This is a genomic window from Dialister sp., assembly GCF_051885895.1.
Taxonomy (GTDB): Bacteria; Bacillota; Negativicutes; order Veillonellales; family Dialisteraceae; genus Dialister.
Window position 1 is genome coordinate 1 of sequence record NZ_JBJEXP010000078.1, and the last position, 8,089, is coordinate 8,089.

7 protein-coding genes are annotated in these 8,089 nt (G+C 47.6%); all 7 read right to left on the bottom strand.

What is annotated here, in order from left to right:
• Positions 1 to 478: 478 nt before the first annotated feature.
• Positions 479 to 1,051 carry a hypothetical protein gene (locus tag ACI4N7_RS06530; RefSeq protein WP_439732548.1) on the bottom strand — a complete coding sequence of 191 codons (573 nt, stop codon included), beginning with the start codon at positions 1,049 to 1,051 and terminating at the stop codon, positions 479 to 481.
• 176 nt (positions 1,052 to 1,227) lie between these two features.
• Positions 1,228 to 3,243, bottom strand: coding sequence for a sensor histidine kinase (locus ACI4N7_RS06535; RefSeq protein ID WP_439732549.1), 2,016 nt, complete (start codon positions 3,241 to 3,243; stop codon positions 1,228 to 1,230).
• 18 nt (positions 3,244 to 3,261) lie between these two features.
• Positions 3,262 to 3,951: a response regulator transcription factor gene (locus tag ACI4N7_RS06540; protein ID WP_439732550.1), complete on the bottom strand. Its 690-nt coding sequence runs from the start codon at positions 3,949 to 3,951 to the stop codon at positions 3,262 to 3,264.
• Positions 3,952 to 4,109: 158 nt separating this feature from the next.
• The gene (pstB, locus tag ACI4N7_RS06545; protein ID WP_439732551.1) at positions 4,110 to 4,928 is read right to left on the bottom strand and encodes a phosphate ABC transporter ATP-binding protein PstB; all 819 of its coding nucleotides are present in this window, start codon (positions 4,926 to 4,928) and stop codon (positions 4,110 to 4,112) included.
• A complete protein-coding gene (gene pstA, locus ACI4N7_RS06550) occupies positions 4,925 to 5,863 on the bottom strand; it encodes a phosphate ABC transporter permease PstA (protein WP_439732552.1) in 939 nt (312 codons plus the stop codon). Before pstA ends, pstB begins: the two co-directional genes overlap by 4 nt.
• Positions 5,860 to 6,771, bottom strand: a complete 912-nt coding sequence (gene pstC / locus ACI4N7_RS06555) for a phosphate ABC transporter permease subunit PstC (RefSeq protein WP_439732553.1) — start codon at positions 6,769 to 6,771, stop codon at positions 5,860 to 5,862. Before pstC ends, pstA begins: the two co-directional genes overlap by 4 nt.
• 102 nt (positions 6,772 to 6,873) lie before the next feature.
• The gene (locus ACI4N7_RS06560) at positions 6,874 to 7,758 is read right to left on the bottom strand and encodes a phosphate ABC transporter substrate-binding protein (RefSeq protein WP_439732554.1); all 885 of its coding nucleotides are present in this window, start codon (positions 7,756 to 7,758) and stop codon (positions 6,874 to 6,876) included.
• Between the last annotated feature and the right edge of the window lie 331 nt (positions 7,759 to 8,089).

Here is an 8,089-nt window from a genome sequence, read left to right on the forward strand (position 1 = left end):
CGTTTTGTCAAATCTTTTTTCAAAGGTTTTTCAAACTCTTTTTTCGTGACCGCTGTGTAACAGCTTCATGATAATATCATATTTGCTTTTCTCTGTCAACCACTCTCTATTTTCATAAAGCCTGGCTGGCGTTCAAGCGTATGTAATTATAGCAATTTGTCACATTTGTGTCAAATCTCTCTGCCAATCCGTTTTTCATTTCAACAGCTGCTGTTTTAAATTTATAGTGCAACTGTAATTATTTAAGTAAACCTTTTATTCTTCAAATTTTTCATTTAAATATCCGCTTATTTGATTTTTCTCATCTGATTTTCTGTATAATCGACGCTGTAATTCTTTGATCCCCTTATTTTTGCGCTTTATTTATTTTTATAGACTGTCTTTAAATCCTCGGGAATGTGATAATTTTACCCCGATATTGTAAAATATTCCCTTCTATTTAAAAAAGGACGTCTCCTGGAGACGTCCTTTTTCCCTTTCATGCTTGTTTCTCTGCGGTAAAGGTGCCGGTTCTGCTGTCATATTTCAGAAGATAATCTTCTGTATCACTGCCTTTGGTCAGATGAAGAATCAGTTCTTTCTTTCCTACTTCAAAGGAAGCACTGTCTCCTTCCTCCTGCAGGGAGGCAGCTGTAAAGGCACTGGTGAAGTTCCCTTTCTTATAGGCAATGATCTGCGTGCCTTCGGGACTTCCTGTTTCAAGAAGGTAATATCTCTGTCCATTCCCGTTATCAATGAGAGGCGTAATGGTCAGCTTGGCATCGGAAAAGGTGCTGCCGTCTCCGCTGGTGCCCGATGAAATTTTAACCGGTACTGCGGAAAGGGAGAGTTTGTTTTCTGAGGATGCGGTAGAAAAAATAATATCCGCACTTCCGGTTGTACCGGAAGTCATTCCTACATCAAGCCGCTGTTCGGAAGAAAGAGGCGCATGAAAGGCTGCCTCCCCCTGGTTCACTGCTATGATCGTTGATTCCCCCGTTATCCAGTTGGCAGATACACCTGCCGCCAGGGCAAAGGAAAAGAACAGGGCCGATGCAATCAGTTTTTTCATAATAGTCCTCCTTTACTACAGATATAGGTATTCTCTTGTTCTATTATAATGGAAACAGAATGCAAGGTAAACGGGAAAGCCTGTCCCCTTTCCTGTCTTTCTTTTAAGTAAATGTCACCGGCAAGAAAAAAGCATCACCCTTTGATTTTCAAAGAATGATGCTTTTTTCTATTTTGCTATTTCTTTCTTTTTTCTTCCCTGCCTGCTTTCCTGCCGACCTTTTCAGATTTTTTGTCCTGCTTTGCGTCTGTCTCCGAAGCATGGGAATGGCCGTTCACTTTCTTTTTGGCCTTTTTATCTTTTTTCAGCTTTTTCACCTTGTGCAGGCCCTTGTTTTCTTTACTGCGGGTCTGTTCCTTCGCTGCCTGCAGTTCTGCCGCTCTATCTTCTGCTTTTTCCTGTTCTGCCAGACGGCCGGATTCTGCATCTTCTGCTTCCTGCCGGGCTGCCAGGGCTTCCTTGGTTTCCTTGGACACATCGGCATCGCTCATACGGGGCAGAATAACGGTCACTTCCGTGCCCTTGCCTTCTTCACTGGCAATGGACAGAGTGCCCTTATGCTTTTCTACAATATGCTTGCAGATGGCAAGACCCAGTCCGCTGCCGCCGGTGGACTTGTTTCTGCTTTCCTCCGCCCGGTAGAAGCGTTCAAAGACTCTTCCCTGCTTTTCCTTGGGGATCCCTATGCCTGTATCGGAAATGGTCAGTTTCAGCTTGTCTTCCCCTTCCGGCACCAGCAGGGCATGGACACTGCCCCCTTCATTATTGTATTTCACCGCATTGTCCAAAAGGTTCATCACCAGCTCCGACAGAAGAGCCGCATTGCCGTAGGTATAAAGTGGTTCTGCATCCACATGGATATTGACACCCTTGGCCTTGGCCTGAGGCATGATAAGATCTGCCGCATACCGGACAAGACTGTCCAGGGAAACGGTTTTCCAGGTAATCGTAGTTTCCGTTTCCTCAATGCGGGAAAGGTGCATGATGGTATCAATCAGGGTAAGCATGCGCTGGGATTCATTCACGATACGGCTGCCGAAGAGTTTCACATCATCCGGTTTCTGGTACATGCCGTTGGCAATCATTTCTGCAAATCCGCTGATGGAGGTCAGAGGGGTCTTCAGCTCATGGGATACATTGGCTGAAAATTCTCTTCTCATTTTTTCCGCCATGTAGGATGCGGTCATATCACGGAGCACAATCAGAAGACCGGTTTCCCCGTCGGAAAGTTCTATTTTATTCATTACCATGCGGTAGGGCTTGTCGAAGAGGGTCATGGTATACTCCTGCCGTCCTTCGGTACGGTATGCCTTGCCGATGACCCGGAGCCAGTCCTCATTGTGATAAAGGCTGGCAATCCTGCGATAGCGCTTGTCCTCTGCCGGATGGAAAACATCTTCCACTTTACGGTTGTAGTCCAGAATTTCCTTATGCTCGTTCAGAAGAATAATGCCGTCGGAAATAGTATCCACCACCGTGCGGATGGTATTTCTTTCTTCTTCTATGTCATCCAGGTAGTTCTGTATCTCGCTGTGCTGCTCTTCCACTTTGCGGATAAGAGGATTTAATTCCTTATAGTCTGAAGGCACATCGTCCACCTTCTGTCCTTCCATAATTTTCTGAATGAGTTCTCCCAAAAGATGGAAGGGTTTCAGGATTTTTTCCGTTTCCCGTTCGGCAGCAAAGAGACAGCCTACAATAAATACGAGAAGGAAAAGGATAATTTCCGGCAGATAGGCGGAAAATCCCTTGTAAGAAACGGTACGGGCACTGGAAAGTCGAAGGATGGTGCCATCCGGTGCTTTCTGTGCATAATAGCTCTTGGGGCTGTCATTGGCATCTTTGTGAACGGCAGCGCCTCTGCCTTTTTCCATGGCTTCCTTCACTTCAGGACCGGCCGCATAGTCTTCATCGGTAATATTGTCGCTGTCATAAATGACAGAACCGTCGCTGTCAAGCCAGACAATATGGATAATCTTATGATTATCTTCATAAATGTGGGAAAGATAATCCTTACTTTTTTCTTCATCCTCCAGAGACACGGCCCCTGCCATGACACTGTTCAGATGCTGCAGTTCATGGCTGAACTGTTCCTGCATGCCCTGATAGTACAGAATAGCGGAAAGGATAAAAGTAGTCACCACGGACACAATGCCCATGAGCAGCAGACTTCGATAAATGCGGACTTTCATATATAAAACGGCTCCTGTTTAAGATTTTCTGTCTCCCAGGCGGTATCCCACCCCTCGGACAGTACGGATGCAGGCTCCTTCACTTCCCAGTTTCTGCCGCAGGCTCATGATGTGCATATCAATGGTCCTGCTCTCCATTTCAAAAGGAGAATCCCAGACGGCCTGCATGATCTGGTCACGGGAAAGAACGATGCCCTTATTTAATAACAAATAGCACAATAAGTCAAATTCTTTCAGCGTAAGCTGTACTTCTTTTCCTCCGGAAGTGACGCTGTGCTGCTCCTGGTCCACCACGATGCCGTTGAAGGAAAGCAGTTTTTTCCCATTTTCCTGGGGCTTTTTGGTACGACGCAGCACGGAGCGTATCCGAGAAAGCAGTTCCATAATCCCGAAGGGCTTCGTCACATAGTCATCGGCACCCAGGTCCAGTCCTTTGACAATATCAAATTCACTGGTTTTGGCAGTCATCATGATCACGGGGATAGACTCCGTTTTGCTTGAGGCTCTCAGTTTCTTCAGGATGGTCAGTCCGTCTTCTCCGGGCAGCATGATATCCAGAAGAACCAGATCAGGCAGATTTTTCTGAATGGCTTCATAAAACTCGGACGCTTCTCCAAATCCACCGACTTTATATCCCTGGCCTCGAAGTGCATAACTCACCAGTTCACGAATGCTTTCATCATCTTCTACACAGTAAATAAGCGGCATGTCCATTCTCCTTTAAAAACAGTCAAAGCCGGCAGAGGGCCGAAAGACCGCTGTGCCGGTTGTATTTTCAAAAGACTATGAGAGCACGGGCTGTATTCCATGTCATGGATGACTGCACCCGTGCTTCCATAGATTTCCATCATTCTTATTTTACCACATTAACCAAAATTACCGGATACGTAACGAATGGTTCTTTCTTTCTTCGGATTTTCAAAAATCTGCTTCGTGTCGCCGTATTCAACCATTTCGCCGAGATAGAAGAAAGCGGTCTTATCGGCAATACGCTGTGCCTGCTGCATGTTATGGGTAACCATGACTACTGTGTAGTTTTCCTTCAGTTTCACAGCCAGATCTTCAATATGGGCAGTGGAAATCGGGTCCAGGGCGGAGGTAGCTTCATCCATGAGGAGCACTTCCGGTTCTACTGCCAGCGCACGGGCAATGCAGAGACGCTGCTGCTGGCCGCCGGAAAGACCGAGCGCAGATTTGTGAAGGCGGTCCTTCAGTTCATCCCAAATGGCTGCCTGGCGAAGGCTCTTTTCCACAATATCATCCAGTTCGCTTTTCTTGGTAATGCCCTTCAGACGGGGACCATAGGCAACATTATCATAAATGCTCTTGGGGAACGGGTTCGGCTGCTGGAAAACCATGCCTACATGGCGGCGCAGCACAATGGGATCGATTTCCTTATAAATATCCACACCGGAAAGAAGGACCTGTCCTTCTACACGGCATCCGGGAACCAGATCATTCATCCGGTTCAGTGTCCGAAGGAATGTGGATTTGCCGCAGCCGGAAGGTCCGATGAGAGCGGTAATCTGGTTCTTTTCAATACGCATGGAAATCTTTTTCAGCGCCTGGAAAGCACCGTAGTAAAGGTCAAGACCCTTGCAGTCAAAGATGATATTAGAGTACACGGAAAGGGCGGATGCTCCGGCAGAAGCCTGAACGGCCATGGAATTGTTATTTGTCATCATGAATTTTCTCCTTCAGTTTTTCTGGAAATATACCGGCTCACCATTCTGGCTCCGATACTGAATACTAAAACCATAATCATAAGAACGGCAGATGCTGCAGCCGCGGTATCAACTGCACCGGGGCCCAGGCCTTCGGTACGGGCAGCCCATACCTGAAGCGAAAGGGTTTCGCCGGGGCGGAATGGATTCAACGGGCAGGTGGGAGAGGTAATATCCCATACATTCCAGTTAATATCCGTACTCATACCGGCTGTATACAGGAGAGCGGCTGCTTCGCCGAAGCCTCTGCCTGCTGCCAGGATGACGCCGGTCACAATAGGACCTACCGTAGCAGGGAGCATAACATGCCAGATGGTTTCAAAATGGGTAGCCCCCAGGGCCAGGCTTCCTTCCTTATATCCTTCAGGCAGAGCCTTGAAGGCATCATAGGTTGTGGAAGTAATCAGCGGGAGGGACAGAACAGAAACGGCGAGTGCGCCGGAGAAAAGGTTCCACTGGCTGTGTACCATGATGATAAACACCAGGTAACCGAAAAGGCCGACCACGATGGAGGGCAGAGAGGACAGCGTTTCAATCGCAATACGAAGGGTATTGGTCACCCGTCCGGGAGAGGCATATTCTGCCATGTATACCCCGGCCATGACACCGATAGGAACGGAAATGACCAGAGAAAGTACCACCAGATAAACCGTATTGAAGAACTGATTTCCGATACCTTCAGGGCCGAAGGAGAAAACCTCGGGCTTGAAAGCTTTAATACCGCCCCACACCACATAAAGTGTAAAGGCAATCAGAAGCAGGACGAAGGCAGCAGAGATAAGGTAGAAGAAAAATGTGGCTGTCTTATCTGCCAGACGGGCTCTTTTGAGTCCTCCATCAATGAGGCGGAGATCAGAAGCTTTAGCCCCCATTGAATGAACCGGCTGTGTACTCATGCCAGGGACTCCTTTCTAGCTGCAATCAGGTGAATAATGAGGATAAAGAGAAGGGAAATGATGAAGAGCAGAAGTGCCATAGTCCAAAGAGCGGCATTCAGTTCCCCGCCGTCCATGGCACCGCCCATATCAGAAGCAATAGCCGCGGTGAGACTGTTGGTTGGAGCAAGGATGCTGGTAGGGAATGCCTTCATCTTGCCGATAACCATGGATACTGCCAGGGCTTCGCCGAAGGCTCTTGCCAGCCCCAGGACAATAGCTGTCAGAATTCCCGGGAGAGCTGCCGGAAGAAGGACTTTGTAAATCATCTGCCAGCGGGTGGATCCCAGTCCATAGGCCCCTTCAATATACTTCTTGTTGACACTGCGGATCGCATCGGCAGATACCGAAGTAATGGTAGGATAAATCATGACGGAAAGAACGATAGATGCCGCCAGCACGGACTGCCCGTGGGGCAGATTGAATACTTTCTGCAGCAGCGGTACCAGCACGACAAGGCCTACCCAGCCATAGACAACGGAAGGAATACCGACAAAGATTTCTACAGCCGGCCGGATAATCTTTTCGCCGATTTTCGGTGAAATCTGTGTCATGAATACGGCCGTGGAAAGGCTGAAGGGAATGGCAATGAGAAGAGCCAGGGAGCAGGTGAGGATGGAACCCCAGATGAAAATGGCTGCCCCTACTTTTCCGCCGCCTACATCTGTATCCGAAGGCTTCCAGGCTGATGAAAAAAGAAATTCGCCTATGCTGTGATGAAAATCCGTAAATGTCAGCATGCCCTTCGCCAGAAGGAAACAGCCGATGGCTACTGTTAAAACAATGAGGAAGAAACCGCAGATGGTAGAAATGCTTTTCCCCAGGATTTCCCTCCTGAACATATGCTGCTGACGCATATTTCCGTCCATTCAATTCTCCTTTTTAAAGACGGGAAAGGCAGCCGCATTTTCATGCGGCCGCTTTTCCCGCAGCTATTTCAATATCAATTCTTTATCAAACGTGTTCGATAATTATTTTGTCTTCATCTTGGAGGATACGCCGTAGCCCTGTTTTTCAATTTCTACGCCATATTCATCGGAAAGAACATAGTCCAGATAAGCTTTGACTGCGCCGGTAGCTTCCCCTTTGGTGTACATGTGTTCATATCCCCATACTTTGTACTTGCCGTTGTAGGTATTTTCCAGAGTCGGTTCTACGCCGTCGATGGCAACTGCAGCTACATCCTTATTGTTGACGAGGTAAGGAAGAGCTACATAGCCGATGGCACCTTTGGTCTGAGCTACACTCTGAATCAGTGTGCCGCTATCATCGGTTTCAAGGGATTTGTTGGAAGCTTCTTCCTGTCCGGCAAGAGCCAGTTCAGTGAAGAGTGCACGGGTACCGGAGGTGGTCGGTCTGGTTACGAGGACGATCGGTTCATCCGGGCCGCCTACATCTTTCCAGTTTGTTGTCTTGGCAGTGAAGATATCCTGCAGCTGCTGGGAAGTAAGGCTCTTAACCTTTTCTGCAATATCCTTATTGACAATAGTAGCTACGGTCATGGTGCAGACTTTGTGATCTACCAGGCCTTTTGCTTTGTCAGCCGGAAGCTTTGTGGATGCTTCCACATCGGAGTTGCCGATGTTGACAGAACCTTCTGCTACCTGTTTCAGGCCGGTGCCGGAACCGCCTGCGTTCAAAGTGATGGAAACATCAGGATTCTTTGTTTTGAACTTGGCAGCTGCATCTTTAGCCAGCGGAAGCAGTGCGGATGAACCGGAAACGGTCACCTGCCCGGAAACCTTGCTGCCGGAAGCGGCGCTGCTTTTAGCAGGAGCGGAATTTCCGCCGCAGCCTGCTGCTGCTACCAATGCTGCCGAAGAAAGAGCCAGAGCCATCCACTTTTTAAGATTCATTATAAATCCTCCCTTGAAACGAATGCGTGTTGTTGTTGTTTTGCATATTTTTAGTCTATAGCAGGGATGTAAAAAACAAATCGGCCAAAAAGTATAGTTTTGATTTAAATTGTAAAGAGTAAGTAAAGAGAACTTTTTTCCTATTGGTTTTCCTTCGGATTGGGCAGTGATGAAAGACCGTCTTTCCTATATATTGAGAAATCGGATACCTTTCATAAAAGAGAATTAATATAAGCGTAGCCCCCTGCCTCTCCGGCAGCTGTTCCTTTCTTACCTCTTTTTCCCCACAAAAAAACAGAGCCTCATGGCTCTGTTTTATACTTATTATATA

What these genes read in the sequence shown, in the direction of transcription:
- ACI4N7_RS06530 (WP_439732548.1), bottom strand. Translation starts at nt 1,051, where the DNA reads ATGAAAAAACTGATTGCATCGGCCCTGTTCTTTTCCTTTGCCCTGGCG.
- pstC (WP_439732553.1), bottom strand. Translation starts at nt 6,771, where the DNA reads ATGGACGGAAATATGCGTCAGCAGCATATGTTCAGGAGGGAAATCCTG.
- ACI4N7_RS06560 (WP_439732554.1), bottom strand. Translation starts at nt 7,758, where the DNA reads ATGAATCTTAAAAAGTGGATGGCTCTGGCTCTTTCTTCGGCAGCATTG.
- ACI4N7_RS06535 (WP_439732549.1), bottom strand. Translation starts at nt 3,243, where the DNA reads ATGAAAGTCCGCATTTATCGAAGTCTGCTGCTCATGGGCATTGTGTCC.
- pstA (WP_439732552.1), bottom strand. Translation starts at nt 5,863, where the DNA reads ATGAGTACACAGCCGGTTCATTCAATGGGGGCTAAAGCTTCTGATCTC.
- pstB (WP_439732551.1), bottom strand. Translation starts at nt 4,928, where the DNA reads ATGATGACAAATAACAATTCCATGGCCGTTCAGGCTTCTGCCGGAGCA.
- ACI4N7_RS06540 (WP_439732550.1), bottom strand. Translation starts at nt 3,951, where the DNA reads ATGCCGCTTATTTACTGTGTAGAAGATGATGAAAGCATTCGTGAACTG.